The 15797-nt window shown below is 67.4% G+C and carries 14 protein-coding genes; 2 read left to right on the top strand and 12 right to left on the bottom strand.

Annotated features, from left to right (window positions below; all coding sequences use genetic code 11):
• Nucleotides 1-39: 39 nt before the first annotated feature.
• The 12 genes from NMB40_RS07625 to NMB40_RS07570 all read right to left on the bottom strand — a co-directional run bounded on the left by NMB40_RS07625 (nucleotide 40) and on the right by NMB40_RS07570 (nucleotide 13644).
• Nucleotides 40-804 carry a heme ABC transporter ATP-binding protein gene (locus tag NMB40_RS07625; protein ID WP_494360642.1) on the bottom strand — a complete coding sequence of 255 codons (765 nt, stop codon included), beginning with the start codon at nucleotides 802-804 and terminating at the stop codon, nucleotides 40-42.
• Entirely contained in the window at nucleotides 801-1796 is a 996-nt protein-coding gene (locus NMB40_RS07620; RefSeq protein WP_494361054.1) for a FecCD family ABC transporter permease, read from the bottom strand. Before NMB40_RS07620 ends, NMB40_RS07625 begins: the two co-directional genes overlap by 4 nt.
• Before the next feature lie 35 nt (nucleotides 1797-1831).
• Entirely contained in the window at nucleotides 1832-2884 is a 1053-nt protein-coding gene (locus NMB40_RS07615; RefSeq protein ID WP_494360641.1) for a heme/hemin ABC transporter substrate-binding protein, read from the bottom strand.
• Between the two features lie 52 nt (nucleotides 2885-2936).
• Nucleotides 2937-4319 carry a YncE family protein gene (locus tag NMB40_RS07610; RefSeq protein ID WP_494360640.1) on the bottom strand — a complete coding sequence of 461 codons (1383 nt, stop codon included), beginning with the start codon at nucleotides 4317-4319 and terminating at the stop codon, nucleotides 2937-2939.
• A gap of 92 nt (nucleotides 4320-4411) precedes the next feature.
• The gene (locus tag NMB40_RS07605) at nucleotides 4412-5356 is read right to left on the bottom strand and encodes an alpha/beta hydrolase (RefSeq protein WP_494361053.1); all 945 of its coding nucleotides are present in this window, start codon (nucleotides 5354-5356) and stop codon (nucleotides 4412-4414) included.
• A 271-nt stretch (nucleotides 5357-5627) separates the two neighbouring features.
• Nucleotides 5628-5774, bottom strand: a complete 147-nt coding sequence (locus NMB40_RS07600; RefSeq protein WP_494360639.1) for a hypothetical protein — start codon at nucleotides 5772-5774, stop codon at nucleotides 5628-5630.
• A gap of 172 nt (nucleotides 5775-5946) precedes the next feature.
• Nucleotides 5947-7185 carry a hypothetical protein gene (locus NMB40_RS07595; RefSeq protein ID WP_494360638.1) on the bottom strand — a complete coding sequence of 413 codons (1239 nt, stop codon included), beginning with the start codon at nucleotides 7183-7185 and terminating at the stop codon, nucleotides 5947-5949.
• A complete protein-coding gene (locus NMB40_RS07590; RefSeq protein WP_494360637.1) occupies nucleotides 7182-9728 on the bottom strand; it encodes a CS1-pili formation C-terminal domain-containing protein in 2547 nt (848 codons plus the stop codon). Before NMB40_RS07590 ends, NMB40_RS07595 begins: the two co-directional genes overlap by 4 nt.
• Before the next feature lie 90 nt (nucleotides 9729-9818).
• Nucleotides 9819-10319, bottom strand: coding sequence for a CS1 type fimbrial major subunit (locus NMB40_RS07585; RefSeq protein WP_494360636.1), 501 nt, complete (start codon nucleotides 10317-10319; stop codon nucleotides 9819-9821).
• 68 nt (nucleotides 10320-10387) lie between these two features.
• A complete protein-coding gene (locus NMB40_RS07580) occupies nucleotides 10388-11149 on the bottom strand; it encodes a CS1 fimbrial subunit B flags: Precursor (RefSeq protein WP_494360635.1) in 762 nt (253 codons plus the stop codon).
• A gap of 337 nt (nucleotides 11150-11486) precedes the next feature.
• Entirely contained in the window at nucleotides 11487-12935 is a 1449-nt protein-coding gene (locus tag NMB40_RS07575; protein WP_494360634.1) for an amidohydrolase family protein, read from the bottom strand.
• 103 nt (nucleotides 12936-13038) lie between these two features.
• Nucleotides 13039-13644 (bottom strand): glutathione S-transferase family protein, encoded by a 606-nt coding sequence (locus NMB40_RS07570; protein WP_448142635.1) that lies wholly within the window; start codon nucleotides 13642-13644, stop codon nucleotides 13039-13041.
• Between the two features lie 121 nt (nucleotides 13645-13765).
• On the opposite strand from NMB40_RS07570, the gene NMB40_RS07565 reads away from it, so the two are divergent.
• A complete protein-coding gene (locus NMB40_RS07565) occupies nucleotides 13766-14746 on the top strand; it encodes a helix-turn-helix transcriptional regulator (RefSeq protein WP_494360633.1) in 981 nt (326 codons plus the stop codon).
• 67 nt (nucleotides 14747-14813) lie between these two features.
• Entirely contained in the window at nucleotides 14814-15695 is an 882-nt protein-coding gene (locus NMB40_RS07560; protein WP_494360632.1) for a LysR family transcriptional regulator, read from the top strand.
• Nucleotides 15696-15797 lie beyond the last annotated feature (102 nt).

Below are 15797 nucleotides of genomic sequence, written 5' to 3'. Positions count from 1 at the left end.
GAGCGCCGCGCTTCGGCGGCAAGCGTGCAGAATCCGACGTCAGCTCACGACGACAAGCGGTACATTCCGCAGTGGATGCCGCAACACCACAACGGGCTGCTGGTACACCCGTTCGATGTGCTCACGCGTCAGCACCTGGTCGGGCGTGCCATCCGCCGCCACCCTGCCCTGCTCCAGCAGGACGATGCGATCGGCATAACCGGCCGCCAGGTTCAGATCGTGCAGGACCACGATCACGCACGCGCCTGCGTCGGCCAACGCGCGCACCGCGCGCAGCGTGCGCTCCTGGTGGCGAAGGTCCAGCGCCGCGGTCGGCTCATCGAGCAGCAACAACGGCGTGTCCTGGGTCAGTACCCGCGCGAAGGTGGCGCGCGCCGCTTCGCCACCGGACAGCGCCTGCACCTCGCGCTGGCGTAGCCCCGCCATTTCCGCCTGGCCGAGCGCCTGTTCCACCAACGCCGCATCGCGCAGCGCATCGGCCGGATGCGGCAACCGCCCCATCGCCACCACTTCCTCCACCGTGAATGCGAACCGCACCGCGTGGTCCTGCGGCATCACCGCGCGCTCGCGCGCCAGCGCCATCGCCTTCCACTGCGCGATGGGCTTGTCGTGCAGGATCACCTTCCCGGCATCGGCGTCCACGTCGCCGCTGGCGACCGCCAGCAGGGTCGACTTGCCCGCCCCGTTCGGACCGACCAGCGCGGTCAGCGTGCCCGGCACGAAACCCAGGTGGATGTCATGCAGGATGGTGCGCTCCCCGAAGCGCACGCTGACCCCGTCCAGCTGCAGGAACGGCGCCGTCATACCGTGCCGCTCCGGCGCTGGTGCAGCACCAGCCACAGGAAGAACGGCGCGCCCAGCGCGGCCGAGAACAACCCCAACGGAATCTCCGCCGGCGGATCCAGCGTGCGTGCGGCCGTATCGGCCACCACGATCAGCAGCGCACCGGTCACCGCCGACACCGGCAGCAGCCAGCGGTGTCCCGGGCCGACCAGCATGCGAACGACGTGCGGCACCACCAGGCCGACGAAACCGATGGAACCGGCGAACGCCACCGCCGCACCCACCAGCAGCGCACTGAACGCGATCAGCTTCAGCCGCGTGCGCTTCACGTCCAGTCCCAGGTGCTGCGCCTGGCGCTCCCCCAGCGCCAGCATGTCCAACGGCGTGGACAGCCGCAGCAGCGCGAACGTGCCCAGCACGAACACCGGCAGCGCCGCGGCCACGTCGGCCCAGTCGGCCTGGGCCAGCGAGCCCATCTGCCAGAACACCAGCGACTGCAGTTCGCTTTCGCTGGCGATATAGGTCAGGAAACCAATTGCCGCAGAGCAGAACGCCGCCATCGCGATCCCCACCAGCAGCAGCGTGGCGGTGCCGCTGTTGCGCCCCGGCCGCGCCAGCGCATAGGTCAGGCTGATCGCCGCCGCACCGCCGGCGAACGCCGCCAGCGGCAGCGTCCAGCCGCCCACGCTACCCGCCCCCAGCACGATGGCTGCCACTGCGCCGAGCGCCGCGCCCTGGGTCACCCCCACGATACCCGGGTCGGCGAGCGGATTACCGAACAGCCCCTGCAGGCTGGCCCCGGCCATCGCCAGCGATGCGCCCACCAGCGCGCCCAGCAGCGCACGCGGAATGCGCAGGTTCCAGACCACCGCCATGTCGCGCTGGCTCACCTGCGAAGCGTCGAGCATGCCCAGCTTGACCGCCACCGCCTGCACCACCTCCAACGGGGGCAAGCGCAACGGCCCGACCGCGAACGAGGCCAGGATCGCGCCCAGCAGGGCGAGCGCCATCATCGCCAGCACCCAGCCGCCTGCCCGTCGACCCCTGCTCACGGCGACGGCAGCGCCGCCAGTGCCTTGGCCAACGCCAGCGCACCGCTGCCCGAGCCCACGCTGGCCGCCTTCAACTGAACGTCCGGCATCACCCATACCCGGTTGGCCGCGCCGGCCGGCGTCTGCTTCAGCGTCGGGTAGGCCTTCCACAGGCCCGCTTCACCGCCGAACAGCTGCAGATCGTTTTCGGTCACCAGGATCACCTCCGGTGCCGCTGCCACCACGCCTTCATTGCTCAGCGCGGAGTAGTTGGCCACACCCGCTTCAGTACCGATATTCACGCCACCGGCCAGCGCGATCAGCTTGCCCGAGGCGCTGTCCGCACCGGCCACGGTAGGCGCGCCGCCTGCACCGGTGGCCGACAGATGGATCACCCGCGGGTGTACCTTGCTGGCCGCGGCAATGCGCGCGGCCTCATCCAGCTGCGCCTGAACTTGGGCGGCCAACGCGTCGCCCGCCGCTGCCACGCCCAGTGCGGCGGCCACCTTGCGCAGCTTGTCCGGGGCCGGCTGCAGGTCATCAATCACCACGGCCGCCTCGCCCGCGCCACGCAGCTTCTTGGCCAGCTCGGTGTGCCGGCGCAGGCTGTTGCCGAGGAACAGCGTGCCTTCCAGACTGAGCACGCCTTCCACCCCGGTGGTGCGGTTGAACAGGAACTGCTTGGGCGCCTTGCGCCCGGCCTCGGTGGCCGAACGCAGCGGCGCGGCATACACCTGCGCCCCCATTCCCAGCGCTTCGATCACGGCGATGACATCGTCGCCGCCGGCCACGATGCGCGAGGCGTCTTTCACCGTCACCTGTTCGCCGTCATCGGAAACCACCGTCACCGGCAGCACCGGGGTCAGGTTGGCGCTGGAGGGCACATCGGTGCCTGCCAGGTGCTGCCAGCCATCCGGCAACGCGGAAGGCGAGGACGCGTTCGCTGCGTCGGCCGCCTGCGGCGCGGCGGCGGGCGCAGCGGTTTCCGCAGGTTTGCCGCCGCAGGCCGTGAGCGCGGCCGCCAGGGCCAGCACCAGCAGGTTGCGGCGCGCGGTCAGGGAATTGGACATGTCATTACTCCATCAGGTGCGCGCAAGGCCGTGGCCCCGCGCGCGGGGTGCATCAGCGGCGGGCCGGGGTGATGCGGGTGATGCGGTCGCCCTTCGGGTCTTCCGCGCCGCGCGACTTGTTGACCGCGAACACGTTGCCCTTGCCGTCTTCGCGCACGTGGTTCGGGAAGGTGCCGCCGTCCAGGTTGCCCACCACCTTGCCGTCGCTATCCACCACGGTCACCGTGCCGGCGCCGCGGTTGGTGACATAGGCCAGGCCGGACACCGGTTCGAACGCCACGTTCAGCGCGCCCGCGCCCACCGGCACGTCGTGCAGGACCTTGCCGCTGGCCACGTCGACGATGAGCAGGTTGTCGGTGCCCTGCGAGGCCACGAACAGGCGGTTGCGCTTCGCGTCGAAGGCGACGCCGGAGGCGCTGATCGAATTGCCCAGGTCGATCACCTTCTCGACCTTGCCGCTGGCCACGTCGATCACCGCCGCCTCGGGCGTGCCGATGCTCACCGTGAACAGCTTGCCGCTGGCTTCATCCAGCACCAGGCTCATCGGCACGAACTTCTCGTCGTCCACGCCGGATGCCAGCGTGATCGGCTCCAGTGCCTTGAAGGTCTTGGCATCGAACACGGACAGGTGATCCTCGCCCGCCGCCGACGCGAACACCTTGCCGCGCTTGGCATCCACCACCACGTCGCGCGCATGCGGCACCGCGCCCACCGGGAACTGGTGCACCAGCGACAGATCCGACTGGCGGTACACCGCCACGGTATCCTGGCGGGTGTTGCTGACCCACACGTTGCCGTTGGCATCATCCACGCCCACGCCATACACGGCGAACACGCTGCCGCCCTTGGCATCGGGCACCTGCGCCGGGGTGATCGCCTTGACCACCTTCAGGGTCTTCGGGTCCACCTTCAGCAGCTGCGACTGGGTCACCGGCGGGCGGCCCACCGCCGACGTCACGAACAGCGCATTGCTGCCCGCGCTGTAGGCGCTCTGGTACAGGCCCTGCACCAGCTTGCCCGAGCTCAGCTGGAACGCCTGCTGGCCACTCAGCGGCAGGTTCGGCGATACCCGCAAGGCAACCACGGTCGCGGCGGCCGGCTGGCTGGCGCGCACCACCACCGGGTGCTGGCCGGGCACGGCGTCGGCCGGGATCTGCACGCTGGCCTTGAAGTTGCCCTGTTCGTCCACCACCACCGGGGTGGCGTTGAGCACGGTCTCGCCGCGCAGCAGGGTCACCTGCTGGCCGGGCACGAACGCGCGGCCGGTGACTTCGGCGGTACTGCCCGGAATCACGTTTTCATTGCGGGCACTGACCGTGCCGCGGAAGCCGTTGGCGGGCGCATCGAACACCGGCTGTGCGGACACCGCACCGGTAACCAGCGACAAGGCAAAGGCCAATGCGGCAACGCGCGGGAGGGAAACCAATCGGGACATAGCAGACTCCTTCTGTAGGGGCGCGCCAGCGGCGCGTGTCACAAGGGTTGCCTTGGCAGGGCCGAAACGGCGCAGCCTGGGTAAGGGAAAACTCAATCGGCGCTCTTGTCGGCCACGCCATACAGCGCAGCCAGCGTGGCCTTAAGCGAGGCCGGCAGCATCGGGCCGTGGCCCAGACCGCGAAATTCGCGGTAGGTGACCTGCACGCCCGGCACATCCGCCAGGCGCCCGCTCAGCGCATGCGCGGCATCGGGCGTGGCGCCCGCAATGCGGCGCAGATGGGCGACCACGCGCGGGTTGCTCATGTCACGCACGCCGCGGTTGCCGCTGCGTTCGTCACCGCCAAGCATCAGCCACACCTTCGCCGGCGCGGGATGGGCGATGAAGCCCTGCTCCATCGCGCCCTGCGGCGCGCCCTGGCTCCACCACAACGAAGGGCTGGCGCTCACGTACTGCTGGAAGGCGGTCGGCGCGGTGTACAGCGTGCTGAGCACGAACAGCCCGCCCAGCGAATGGCCCCACAGCGATTGCTGCTGGGTATCCACGCGGGCGCGACGCTCAACCTCGGGCTTGATCTTCTGCTGGATCACGTCCAGGAACGCCTTGGCGCCGCCGCCGCTGGACTGCGACGTGCCGTTCCCATCGTCGGCCGTGTCCACCCAAGCGGTGTAGTCAAGAGTGCGCGCGGCCGAATCGATGCGCAGGTCGTTGTCATAGCCAATGAACACCAGCACCGGCGCAGCATGTGCGGCCAGGTCGCTCAGCAAGGCTTGGTCGAACACCATGGCCGCTGCGTTGCCATCCAGCATGTACAGCACCGGCGCCGGAGCGCTGGACTTGCGCGTGGGGACACCGATGTTCACGCGCCAACGCCGTGCGGGCTCGCCGCTTTCAATCACGAAACGTTCGAAGCGATAGCTCTGCGCCGGCTGGTCCAGCACGGTCTCGCCGACGGTCTGCAGGGGATTGCGCTGCTGGGCGGCGGCCGGCGCCATCGCGACCACGCCCAGTGCCGCAGCAGCGCCAACGTTGCGCAACCACGGTGAGAGAACAGCAATCAGACTGGAAAGCACGGCAGGCACGACTCAGGGCAAGGCGATCACCCCAGTGTACCGCAAATGCGAATGGGTATCACTTGCCTCGTGAACACTCCGCAACGGTCACACGACCGCTGGTCCTTCCCCGCGACGGTAACTCCCGACCGCTGGTCCTTCCCTGCACCGGTAGGTCACGACCGTTGGTCGTGAACCAACAAACAGAAAGTCCGGCCAAAAGGCCGGACTCCCGTCATTCCGTTTGTGCAGCAGCTTATTCTTCTTCTTCCTGCTGGCCGCCCTGCTGGTTGCGCTCGCCCTTCTGGTTCTGGTCCTGCTGTTGCTGCTGGCCCTGGCGCTGCTGGTCTTTCTGGTTCTGCTGGTTCTGCTGGCCCTGCTGCGGATTCTGTTGGTTGCCCATCATGCTTCTCCGGTAGACGGCGTCGAAAGCGATGCCGGTGAGCCAACACTAGGCATCGCCGCGTTACCGCCGTGTGCGGTGGAAAGCCCGCGCGTCAACGCATCACGCATGTACGTAAACAGTTCAGAACTGAGTGCGTTCTTCGTCACGCTGTTGTCGCACAGCAGATGACTCAAGGATCTGCATCGAAGATCACGGTCACGTCACCGCGATAGTGGCTGCCGGGGTGGTCCAGCATCTTGTTGACCGGCTCTCCATTGACCGCAAAGTGAAGCCGCGAGGGCCGACGGATCACCAGCGACTGGGTGGTGAAGATCGGCGGTGCCATGGTGGTCGTCAGCGGCAGGCCCACCGCGTCTTCCCCAGTGGATGCCACACGGAAGCCCGGCAATGTCAGCTGGATGTCCAGCGGTGCATCCTCCGCAGTCTGGGTCAAGTTGCGGATCGCGCAACGGCCATCCGGCAGCGGGTACTGGCACTGCAGCGATACACTGAACTGGCCGGAGCTGCTGAGCGTGAACGGCAACTCCCGCTCAAGCAGCTTCGGCACGATGCCGTGGTCGCTCCACTGCGTCCAGCCGCCCTTCGGCGCGAGCACGGCACGATCGCTTCCCGGCGGAAGCTCCAGTTCAAAAGGATGATGCACGTCCAGCTCGAAGTGGACGTTCACCACGTTGTCCTCCAGCACTACGCCGTTGCCCAGGTCAAAGTCGGCCCCCTCCCCGGTGCCGCCTACGCGGAAGGTCGTCATCCCCCGGTACACACCGCTGGGCATACCAAGTGGCTGCGGGGTGGTCAGCTTGTAGGTGAAATCAAACTCCGTCACCTCGTAGTTGTTCGAAGACACCCAATGCAGCGCGCATGCAACCGCCCCTTCACCTCCATCACGGCGCAGGAACATCCGCATGATGCTGTGGTTTCCGGCATGCGTGTTCTTCAACCCCAGGTTGCAGTTGTTGGGATTACCGGCCGAAGCGGGCTCCTTCGGACCATCGCCCTCCCGATCCCATAGTCGCATCGCCGCTCCGATGATGTTGAAGCCAAGATCGAAACTGTGCTCTCCATCATCCGATGTCACGTTCACAGTGCGCGCCGGTGGCATGCCGATGTAGAACCCATTCGGCCCATAGTTGGCCTGGTAGACGCCCTGCTTTGTGCCGCGAATCTTGGTGTCGATGCTCCACCAGTTGTTGTCGATGCAGGTCTGCAGGTGCGTGCTGTTGCATACCCCGGACCAAGGCGTGGTGTTGACAAACTCGCGCTTGTCCGGATTCAGCGTGCTTGGCTTGAACTCGGCCGTGATGTAAATTTCGGCCGCATGCGCGCTACCTGCGCCAACGAGCAGCGCCAGCGCGCAAAGCGCCCGGCGCAGTCGCGGGGACACCGTGCTTGGGAGGATGTTGCGAGTCATGGCATTGCTCCAGCAGCCGATGCGCTTGCACCGGACTGCGCCTGGGTGAGGTCGGATGGCGGGCACTGCAGGATGCCCGCCAGCCAGGTATCGCCGTCGGGGCGCGTGGTTTGGCCGTCGAGCTGAAAACTGCAACTGGTCACTTTTGAATGGCGCACTTCCAGCGTTGGCGTCCTGGCGCTCATTTCCAGCGCGAAGAACCCGTCGGCCTCGGCGACACTGCGCCCGGCATGGTTGATGACGTGGGCGCCGGCCAGCGGTTGGCCGGCGGCATCCTTGAGATGACCCATCACGGTGAACGTACTCATCACCTCCACCTTGCCGTAGGCCACCCCTCCCTTGTTGAGGTGATAGTCCAGCGTGGCCGGCTGGATGCTGGCCGCCGGTGCGGCGCGCCCTTGGAAATCGATCTGCAGGGCGCCGGTACGGTAGGCGGTGACCGGCAGGAAGTTGCGACCCGGGTGCAGCACGTACGAACCACCGCGACTGTCGTGCGCGCGCAGCTCCACATCAGGCAGCTCCGAGCTCACGTCCACGATCATGCCGGTATCGACGCTGCTGACCTGGCCCGCACCGGCGATGGCGAGCTTGCCGCCGCCAATGGCCATGGTGCTTTCCAGGTTGAGACCGCCACTGAGGTTGCCGCCCAGCGACGAGCGCTGCGCATGCACGTCGCCGCGCAGTGCAGGATGCTCGAACTGCGCGTTGCTGCTGAGGCCCAGTCCATCGCTGTCCAGCGTGGCCTGGCCGGCGACACTGCGAAGCAGTCCCGCATCGTAGCTCTGCTGGACGCCGGCGCTGGCGTAGAGGCTGCGTCCGCCATCGGTAGCGGTGCGGCTGCCGAGGCTGCCGGTGTAGCGGCGCCCCTCCTGGCCGAGCGCGATGTTCAGGGTGAAGTCGATCCCGCGGTTGCGCCGCGTGCCGCTGCTGATGCTGGCGGGGCGGTCGAACACCGCCGCGCGCCAGGTGGCATCGCTGCCGAACAGGGTCTGGCGACGGCTGAACGACAGATCCAGACCCACGCCATTGCTGGTGCCGCTGTGATGCGACACGCGTGCGGCCATGTGGCTGCTGTCGCCGAGGCGATGGTTCATGCTCAGCGCGCTGGTCTGCAGCCAGCCCGAGCGGGTCTGCGGCGCCTCCGTGCCCGGCGGCAGCGGCGGGTAGGCATCATCGCCGGGACGGCGACGCTCCTGCCAGCTGCGGTTGTGCGAGGCAATCACGGTGCCCTTGCCGTAGCGCCACATGCCCTGCAGGTCCACGCCACTGCCGTGGTCGCCGCTGTAAGCGTTGGTGTAGAGGTTGGCGCGGTCGTTGATCTGCCAGTCCAGCGAACCGGCGAAGGCATTCTCGCCGTCCAGGTGCTGGGCAGACAGACCGACGATCGCGCGCGGATGGGCCAGATAGTTGACGATGCCGCCCGCGGCGAACGCACCGGCATTCGGATCCTCCAGGCTGTCCAACAGGCTGTGCTGGACACCGGCGAACGCGCTGTAGCGCCAGCGGCGGCTCGGGTCGCGCCAGTTGCCGGGCTTGTGGATCACCGTGGTTTCGCTGGAGCTTTCACGCCCGTCCTCGATGACCCGCAGTTCGACCTCGTAGATGCCGCCCGGAAGGCGGCGGGTGTCGAGTTCCTGCAGGCCCGGCTGCAACGGCTGGGTCAGGATCAGGCTGCCGTCGCGGAACACCTCCACGGTGCCCTCGCGATTGGCGGTGACATACACCGGGTACAGGCTGGGCGCGCGCGAATCGATGGCCAGGCTGTCCGACGAGCCGGCCATCATGCCCACCGTGGTGTGGCTGAGCGAGCCCGGCGCACGCGGCTGGCGGGTGACGCCCTGGAAATTGGGCAGGAAGTAGCCCACGCGCAGGAAGTTGTCGCGGAACTCGCGCTGCGCGTACAGGCTCTGCACCGAATGGCGCAGCGCACTTTCTTCGTCGCCACTGCGGTCCACCTGGTAGTTGCCCACCAGCGTCCACTGGCCCAGGCTGCCCTGCGCGTCCACGGCATAGCGGCCGGCGGCATCCACGCCCTCCCCCGCATAGGCGTTGAGCTGGTGGCGAAGGATCAGGCCACGGCTGCCGCCTTCGGGCAGCGCAAGGTGGCGCACCTGCTCCGCCGCGCGGCCACCCGCTTCGGTGGCAAGGGAGAGCAGCGAGCTCTCCAGGCTGTAATGCAGCCGCACCAGGCCATCGGTACAGGCCTGCTCGCACGCACCCAGCGAACGCGGCGCGGCCAGCACCTTCAACCAGCGCTCGCGTTCGGCGGCCGGTTCGGTGCTGTCGTGGCTGTCGGTGAATTCCAACAGCGACAAGGTATTTTCGCGGGTCAGCAGCGCCCGGGCATCGCCCAGGTACTGTCCATCGCGTTCGACGCGTACCACCAGGGGTACGTCGAAGAAGTGGTCACGGAAGTCATCGGGCAGGCCCCCTGCCTGATCGAGCAGAGTGAGGCTTTCCAGCGCCGCAGGCGCAGCCTGCACTGCTGCAGCACTGCAATAGAGCATGACGGCGGTGGCAAGGGGAAGCAGACGCGGGGACATGGCCATTCCTGTGGGTAAGAAAGAGGGGCGCGGGAGCGCCCCTCCTGTGACAGCCGGGGCTGCCGGGGTGATGCATGCGCGAACGCGCGATTACGGGGTGCCGCTTTCGAACATCATGAAAACGTTGCCCTGGTAGGTGCCATGCACGTAGCTTTCGCCCGTGGGGGCAGCAGCAGTGATGGCAACCGCAGCGCGCTTGCTGGCAGCGGCTTCGGTCGGGGTGGCCACTTCCACCGCGTTGGCGGCGCCAACCTGCAGGTCCTGGCCGGCGACGGCCACGGTCAGGTCGATGGCGTTGCCGGCGCTGGTCAGCATGGCTTCGGTGGTCAGGTACGCGTTGATGGCGCCCAGGCCGCTCTTCATGTCGACCTGCTGATGGATCGGATCCAGGCGCTGGGTCGCGATGTTCCAGCGCATGTTCTGGGTCTGGCCAGCCCAGTCGCCGACCGGCGAAATCTGCAGGCCGGTGGCCGACGGCACGGTGGCTTCAACAGTCACCTGGATCGGGAACTGCTCGGTGGCGGCCATGGCGGCAGCCGGGGTCAGGATCAGGGCAGCCGCGGCGGCCAGGACGGTGGTCTTGAGGTTCATTGCTTTACATCTCCAAAGGGAAGGTGTCGCCTGGAGTCCGGCGACGGGACGGCGGTTCCGGGCGGAACCTAGGGGTTGAGCAGGACATCCTTGCGGGTGTCCCCCTCAACGATCTGGAAGCGGTGCAGGTGCCCGGCACTGCGCGTGAAGCGCTCGGTGCGCTCGGGCAGCAGGTGCACCTTGCGCGACGGCGAGCACTTGGCCGCCTTGTCCTGCGCACTGCACTGGCGGATGTCGTCGAGTACCACGGTGGTGTTGCCGGCGTTGCGCAGCTGCACGTAGGCGTCCTGCGTTTCGGTCTGCACGTCGTAGCGGGCCTGGTCGGGATGCACGATCACGAACACGCCGTAGCCGGTGAGCACGTTGACGCCGGCCGACAGCTCTTTCCGGTAGTCATCACGCTGCGCATCGGTCAGCGCGAACTCGTCTTCGGACTGCGGCAGCACCGGCACGAAGCGCACGCGGTAATAGCGTTCAACGCTGCGGTCGCCCTGCACCAGCAGGCGCGTGGCCTGCTGGCCCTGTGCCGGCACGATCATCCGCGACGGGCTGGCGATCAGCCCGGCGGCGGCACCGGTGCCCGACGTGTCCACCGGGATCTCCTGGTGGGTGCCGTCCGCGGCGTAGCGCACTTCGCTGATCTGCACGCGGACAAACGCCGTGGCATCACCGGTGTTGCGCACCCGCTTGAGCAGCGCGCCCTTGCCCGGCTCTGCATATTCATACATCGCGCCCACGTGGATGTTGGGTGCGGCGGCCTGTGCCGAATGAGGCGATGCCGACATCGCCACGCTCATAGCTACCGCGAGCGCGGTCATCAGACGCTTCATCGAAGGGACTCCTGTTATTGACGGGTCGATCACGAAAGCCGGTTGTCATAACCGTCTCGAATCGAGGGCGAAGAATAGGCAGCCGCCTCCTGTCGCCATATGCAACTTTTTGCAAGACGCACTGCAATAAGTTGCAACTGCGATTGGAATGACTAACAGATACGTGCGAATGCATCGCCGCGTTGAATGGGGAGCAGCGTAAAGTTCTGCTGCAGCGCGTCACATTCAATATTCCTCAATGCGCCGCTGCAATAAGTTGCAGTGGCGCCCAAACGAAAACGCCCCACTGATGAGCGGGGCGTTTGTTCCTTTTATTGATTGTGCTGCGGACAGATCGCTACTGGGCAGCGTCCTGTTGCCACTTCGCAACCTTGGCACGCGTCTGTGCCAACAGTGCGTCCAGCGCCTTGCGGTCATAGACATGGCCACGCAGCACCACCGTGTTGATCGCGCGCGTGGCCTGGATGTCCTGCAGCGGGTTGGCATCCAGCAGCACCAGGTCGGCGGCCTTGCCTTGAGCGATGCCACCGTAGCGGTCCAACGTACCGAACCAGGACGGACCTGCACGGGTGGCCGATGACAGCGCCTGCGCGGGGGTCAGGCCTTCCTTGACGAACAGGCTCAGCTCATCGTGCAGGCCGATGCCCGGATAATTGAAGGAGTTCAGGAAGCCCGCGTCGGTGCCGGCCATGACGGTCACCCCGGCTTCCTGCAGCATCGGCAGCACGGCCGCTACCTGGTGGTACTGCTGGTGGCGGTCGGCAATCTGTGCCGGGCTGGCCTTGGCTGCGCGTTCCACCCGCCACTGGTAGGTGGCCTGCAGCTTCGGGCCGATGTACGCCAGGTACGGATCGTTGGCGTGGTTGTCCTGGTCGAGGAAGTCGAGGATTCGTCCGCCGTTGAGCGTGGGCGTGACATACACACCCTTGGCTGCAAAGCCGCGATACGCGGCCATGGCGGTCTCTCGATCAAAGCCTTCATCAAGCCGGCGATTGGCTTCGGCGCGGTCAATGCGCTTGGCGGCGAAATCGGCGGCAATGGCGGCCTCGTCCTTGACCCCGGCCTTGTACGCGTAATCAAGGTGCTCGATCGAGCTGATGCCGGCATCCACCGCCTGCTGCACGGTCAGCGCCATCGGGATGTGGCCGGACGCACGCAGGCCGTTTTCGCGCGCGCCACTTACCGCAGCCAGGAACAACGGCGGGGTCAGGGTGCTGTCGGTGATCTTGACGAAGTCCACGCGGTCGCGCTTGAGCTGGGCCAGCGCAGCGTCCAGATCGGCCTGGCTGCCCACTTCCAGCGTGCCCTTCCAGACCGGCTTGATGCCTTCGATCTTGGCGCCGGAGCTGAACAGCTGCGGCCCTTCCAGGCTGCCGTCGGCAATCTCTCCACGCCACTGCAGCACCTGCGTGGGCAGGTCACCGGAGCAGTCGCGGATGGTGGTGATGCCGTGGGCAATGTACAGCGGCAGCAGCGCCTTGTTCTCTTCGATCAGCTCCGGTCCGCCGCCGAAATGCACGTGCATGTCCCACAGGCCGGGAATCAGGAAGCGGCCCTTGCCATCGATGCGCTGCGCTGCCTTCCAGGCCTTGGCAATGGTGCGGTCGTCGCCCACCGCCACGATGTCCTTGCCGCGCACCACCACCGCCTGGTCGGCGTGGGTGGTGGCGCGTTCGACATCGACCACGGTGGCGTGGCGGATGATCAGGTCGGCCTGCTCGGCGGCCAATGCAGCGGGAGCCAGGGCAAGCAGCAACGGGAACGCGGACAGCACTTTCAGGTTCATGGCGGGCGCACTACAGGGAAGACCTCCGCACCATACGGTGCGGAGGTAGGCATTCACCAGTTAACTTTTCACATGCCCAGCATTTGATTCCCGAATGCGAGCATCAGACCTCACCCTGCATCGCCGGGCGCTGCTGCAGCCGGGCCAGCCATGCCGCCACGGCAGGATGGTCGGCCACGCCGGCCCCGACATAGGTGCCGTATCCCACCACCTGCCCGACCACCAGGTCGACCAGCGAGTACTCCGCACCCAGCATCCACTGCCGGCCCGCCAGGCGCGCCTCGAGGACGTCCAGCAGCTGGGTCGCCTCCGCCGCGGCCGCTGCGGCATGGCGGGGATCGCGCAGCGCATCGTCGCTGGTGGCCAGCCGCAGGCGGCCCACCACGGCCATGTAGGTCACATACGCCCACGCACACCAGGACAACGCCTGCAGCCGTTCGGGCGTGTCGGCCGCCGGCCACAGCCCGCGCGCGACGCCGAAGCGGTCGCCCAGCCACAGATGGATGGCCAGGCCTTCGAAGATCGGCGTGCCATCCACCACCAGGCACGGCACCTTGCCGTTGGGGTTGATCGCCAGGTACTCCGGTGTGCGCTGCTCGCCATTGCGGATGTCGATCCGCACCCGGTCATGGGCGACCCCCAGTTCGGCAAGGGCGCAGGCAATGGGGGTGGCGCTGGACATGGGGTGCCAATAGAAGACGACGGACATGCGGAACTCCTTGTGGGTTGTCGGTGTGGAAAGGTGCGCCGCCAGGGGCCTTGCACCGTGGCCACAGGCTAGCCACCATTGCGGACAGATCCTGTCCTCGACAGGCGCGATGCTGCCGCCCATGCTCACCACCTCTGCTCGACTGCTGCGCCTGCTCTCGCTGCTGCAATCCCGGCCGCACTGGCCGGGCAACACGCTGGCCGCGGATATCGGCGTGCATCCACGCACGCTGCGCCGCGACATCGACCGCCTGCGCGAACTGGGCTACCCGATCCAGGCCAGCAGTGGCGTGGCCGGCGGCTATGCGTTCCGCGCCGGCCGCGCACTACCGCCGTTGCTGCTCGACGATGAAGAGGCGCTGGCCGCCGCGCTGGCCCTGCGCACGGCAGTGACCGGGACCATCAGCGGCATCGAGCAGACCGCCATCACCGCACTGGTGAAACTTGAACAGGTGATGCCGTCCCGCCTGCGCCGCCGGCTGGATGCGTTGCGTACCGCGATCCTGCCGATCGACCAGGCCGGGCCAATGGTCGACGCCGGGCTGCTGGCCACCCTGGCCGGCGCCTGCCGCGACCAGCTGCAGCTGCGCTTCGACTACGCCGACCGCCAGGGACAGCCCAGCCAGCGGCTGGTGGAACCGCAGGGCGTGGTGCATGCCGAACGGCGCTGGTACCTGGTGGCCTGGGACACGCTGCGCGTGGATTGGCGCACGTTCCGCATCGACCGCATGACCAGCGCCGCCGAGGTGGGCGCGCACTTCCGCCCGCGCCCCTCGCCCGCCAACGGCGACCTGCGCGGGTTCGTGAGCCAGTCGCTGTCACTGGGGCCGTACGGGGATGAGGCGCGGGTGATCCTGCATGCCCCCATCGAACAGGTACGCGAGCGCATGCCTGCTTCGGCGGGCATGCTTGAACCGGTGGATGCACAGCGGTGCCTGCTGCGGTGTGGCGCGCACCCGCAGGGCGCGGTGGTGTACTGGCTGCTGGCGCTGGAGCTCGAATTCGAGGTACTGGGCCCACCGGCGCTGCAAGCGATGATGCGCGCCGCCGGCGACCGCGTGGCACGCAGCCTTGCGCGCACCGGTACCGACGCCAACGGATGAGCGGGCGTAACTGGCCTGCCCGCCGGGTGCATGCTAGAACATCACCATTCGCTTTCTGGATACCGCCATGCCGCCCAGTGCACAATCGCATCGAACCCTGTTCGAACTGGACCTGCTGCGCGCCATGGTGATGGTGGCCGACTGCGGCAGTTTCACCACCGCCGCCACGCGCCTGCATTCCACCCAATCCACCATCAGCCAGAAGATCCGTCGGCTGGAACAGCTGGCCGGGCACCCGCTGCTGGTGCGCGGCAACCGCGACGTGCACCCCACCGATGCCGGGCAGACGCTGCTGGGCATCGCACGCCAGATGCTGGCCCTCAACGACCAGATGGGCGAAGCCCTGGCCGGCGCCACGGTGGCGGTGACGGTCCGGCTGGGCGTGCCTGAAGACTTCGTCAGCGCCCGCACCACCGCCCTGCTGGGCCGCTTCACCCGCCGCCACCGCCAGGTGAAGCTGGAAGTCACCAGCGGGCTCAGCCGCGACCTGGCCAATGCCTACGACCACGGCGAGCTGGACCTGGTGCTGGTCAAGCAGCGCCGCAACAGCCGCCAAGGCGTGGCCTGCTGGCATGAGCCGATGCGCTGGGTGGACAGTGTGCGCAGCCCCTGCATCGGCATGGACCCGATTCCACTGGTGACGTTTCCGCCGCGCGGGCTGTATCGCGATGAGTTGATCGCCGCCGTGGAAGGCATCGGCCGGCGCTGGCGGATCGGCTTCACCAGTTCCAGCCTCAGCGGCATCCAGGGCGCCGTGGCCGACGGCATGGGCATCAGCCTGTTGCCGGCGCGCGCGGTGACCCGTGAACACCGCACGCTTACCGCGCGACAGGGCCTGGCGCCGATGGACGGCATCGAGATCGCGATGCTGCACCGTGACAATGCCGATCCACTGGTGCTGGACCTGGCGTCGCAGTTCGCGCGACTGCTCGATCGCGAAAAGCGCTGAATCGGATGCGCGCAGAGAGTGACGCATCTCTCGTACCGCGCATAGGAATAGTCCTAATCTGACATCAGACTATCTCCGCAGCGCGTTGAAGCGGTAAGAATG

The organism is Stenotrophomonas sp. FBCC-B152, assembly GCF_059134105.1.
The sequence above is the reverse complement of the archived record's forward strand: the minus strand, read 5'-3'. Positions and strand labels throughout refer to the sequence as shown.

Coding starts and splice junctions, on each gene's coding strand:
- NMB40_RS07590 (WP_494360637.1), bottom strand. CDS start 9,728: ATGTCCCCGCGTCTGCTTCCCCTTGCCACCGCCGTCATGCTCTATTGC.
- NMB40_RS07620 (WP_494361054.1), bottom strand. CDS start 1,796: ATGATGGCGCTCGCCCTGCTGGGCGCGATCCTGGCCTCGTTCGCGGTC.
- NMB40_RS07595 (WP_494360638.1), bottom strand. CDS start 7,185: ATGACTCGCAACATCCTCCCAAGCACGGTGTCCCCGCGACTGCGCCGG.
- NMB40_RS07615 (WP_494360641.1), bottom strand. CDS start 2,884: ATGTCCAATTCCCTGACCGCGCGCCGCAACCTGCTGGTGCTGGCCCTG.
- NMB40_RS07600 (WP_494360639.1), bottom strand. CDS start 5,774: ATGGGCAACCAACAGAATCCGCAGCAGGGCCAGCAGAACCAGCAGAAC.
- NMB40_RS07625 (WP_494360642.1), bottom strand. CDS start 804: ATGACGGCGCCGTTCCTGCAGCTGGACGGGGTCAGCGTGCGCTTCGGG.
- NMB40_RS07565 (WP_494360633.1), top strand. CDS start 13,766: ATGCTCACCACCTCTGCTCGACTGCTGCGCCTGCTCTCGCTGCTGCAA.
- NMB40_RS07560 (WP_494360632.1), top strand. CDS start 14,814: ATGCCGCCCAGTGCACAATCGCATCGAACCCTGTTCGAACTGGACCTG.
- NMB40_RS07585 (WP_494360636.1), bottom strand. CDS start 10,319: ATGAACCTCAAGACCACCGTCCTGGCCGCCGCGGCTGCCCTGATCCTG.
- NMB40_RS07575 (WP_494360634.1), bottom strand. CDS start 12,935: ATGAACCTGAAAGTGCTGTCCGCGTTCCCGTTGCTGCTTGCCCTGGCT.
- NMB40_RS07580 (WP_494360635.1), bottom strand. CDS start 11,149: ATGAAGCGTCTGATGACCGCGCTCGCGGTAGCTATGAGCGTGGCGATG.
- NMB40_RS07570 (WP_448142635.1), bottom strand. CDS start 13,644: ATGTCCGTCGTCTTCTATTGGCACCCCATGTCCAGCGCCACCCCCATT.
- NMB40_RS07610 (WP_494360640.1), bottom strand. CDS start 4,319: ATGTCCCGATTGGTTTCCCTCCCGCGCGTTGCCGCATTGGCCTTTGCC.